Source organism: Streptococcus agalactiae ATCC 13813 (assembly GCF_000186445.1).
GTDB lineage: Bacteria > Bacillota > Bacilli > Lactobacillales > Streptococcaceae > Streptococcus > Streptococcus agalactiae.
In genome coordinates this window covers 1555590-1557649 of sequence record NZ_GL636070.1, presented here as the reverse complement: position 1 = coordinate 1557649, position 2060 = coordinate 1555590, and the positions used below count along the sequence as shown (strand labels likewise).

The 2060-nt window shown below is 23.7% G+C and carries 1 protein-coding gene and 1 pseudogene; both read left to right on the top strand.

Annotated elements, in window-relative coordinates; all coding sequences use genetic code 11:
* Positions 1-74 precede the first annotated feature (74 nt).
* Entirely contained in the window at positions 75-728 is a 654-nt protein-coding gene (locus HMPREF9171_RS105985; protein WP_000699093.1) for a response regulator transcription factor, read from the top strand.
* A pseudogene (locus tag HMPREF9171_RS01000000113000) lies at positions 725-2043 on the top strand (ATP-binding protein). The gene HMPREF9171_RS105985 and the pseudogene HMPREF9171_RS01000000113000 overlap by 4 nt, the downstream one beginning before the upstream one ends.
* Positions 2044-2060 lie beyond the last annotated feature (17 nt).

Below are 2060 nucleotides of genomic sequence, written 5' to 3'. Positions count from 1 at the left end.
CGAATGTTTTTTGACTTATAAAAATCAAATAATATACTGTATAATATTATGTATAGATTTAAATGGAGGTATCTATGAAAATATTAACTGTTGAAGATGATAAGTTGATAAGAGAGGGAATAAGTGAATACCTTTCAGAATTTGGATATACTGTTATTCAGGCTAAAGATGGAAGGGAAGCCTTGTCAAAATTTAATAGTGATATAAACTTGGTTATCTTAGACATTCAGATACCTTTTATAAATGGTTTAGAAGTGTTGAAAGAAATTAGAAAGAAAAGCAATTTACCAATTCTAATTTTGACTGCATTTAGTGATGAAGAATATAAAATTGATGCATTTACTAATTTAGTAGATGGATATGTAGAAAAACCATTTTCATTGCCTGTTTTAAAGGCTAGAATAGATTCTTTAATTAAGAAGAATTTTGGACATTTAGAGAAGTTTGAATATAAGAATCTTTCGGTAAATTTTAATAGTTATACAGCTAAAATAAATGATGAAAAAATAGATGTAAATGCAAAAGAACTCGAAATACTAAAATGTTTATTGGATAATGATGGACAAGTTTTAACAAGAATGCAAATTATTGATTATGTCTGGAAGGATAGCGAAGAGATCCCTTATGATCGAGTAGTAGATGTATATATAAAAGAACTTAGAAAAAAATTACAATTAGACTGTATAACTACTATAAGAAATGTAGGATATAAATTGGAGAGAAAATGAAGAAATTAAAAATATTCCCAAAAATGTTCATACAAATATTTTCTATTCTTGGAATACTAATTATATTAGTTCATTCATTATTCTTTTTTATCTTTCCTAAAACATATTTGGAGACGAGGAAAGTAAAAATCCACATTATGGCAGATGAAATTTCTAAAAATATGAATGGAAAAGAGTTAAAATATTTAGACCAAACTTTGGAGCTTTATTCTAAAAGTAGTGACATAAAGGTATTTATAAAAAAAAATAATAACAAAAATGAATTACAAATAAATGATAATATAAATGTTAATGTAAAAAGTGATAGTAATTCTTTAATAATTGAAGAAAGGGAAATTAAACTTCATGATGGCAAAAAAATACATCTTCAATTTGTTTCAACAGCTGATATGCAAAAAGACGCGAAAGACTTGAGCCTTAAGTTTTTACCATATTCTTTATCGATATCATTTCTTTTTTCCATTGTTATTTCTTTAATTTATGCTAAATCTATAAAAAACAATATACAAGAAATAACTATGGTTACTGATAAAATGATAAAACTTGACAAAGAAACAAGATTGAAAATTAGTTCTAATGATGAAATTGGACAACTAAAACAGCAAATCAATGACTTATATTGTGCTTTATTGAATACAATTAATGATTTGGAATTTAAAAATAAGGAAATTTTAAAGTTAGAAAAATTGAAATATGATTTTTTTAAGGGGGCGTCCCACGAACTTAAAACTCCTCTTTCCAGCCTAAAGATATTACTTGAGAATATGAAATATAATATCGGAAAATATAAAGATAGAGACTTTTATATCAGTGAGTGTATTAATATTGTAGATAACTTAACAAAGAATGTCTCGCAAATATTATCTTTTTATTCTATAAAAGACTTGAATAATGATGAAGAATATTTAAATGTTGGTGATACATTAGATGAAGTATTAGAAAAATACTCTATCTTAGTAAATCAAAAAAAAATAATATTAATAAGGAATTATTAGACTATAATATTTATATAGGAAAAACGGCACTAAATATTGTATTTTCTAATTTGATTAGCAATGCAGTAAAATATACTAATCGAAATGGAATAATTAATATCAAAATAGCTAATGATTGGTTACTTATAGAAAACTCATATGATAAAAATAAAATTTCGAAAATAAATAAAATTTTAGATGCTAGTTTTGATCTAAAATTGGATAATAGTAATGGATTAGGATTAAATATAGTAAAGAATATACTTAATAAGTATAATATAAAGTATGAAATATTACATGGTGAAAATTATTTTATATTTAAAATAAAAATCATCTCTTGAGTAATAATCATACTATT

Bases quoted from the DNA above. Each gene is read 5' to 3' on its own strand.
- HMPREF9171_RS105985 (WP_000699093.1), top strand. From the start codon at position 75: ATGAAAATATTAACTGTTGAAGATGATAAGTTGATAAGAGAGGGAATA.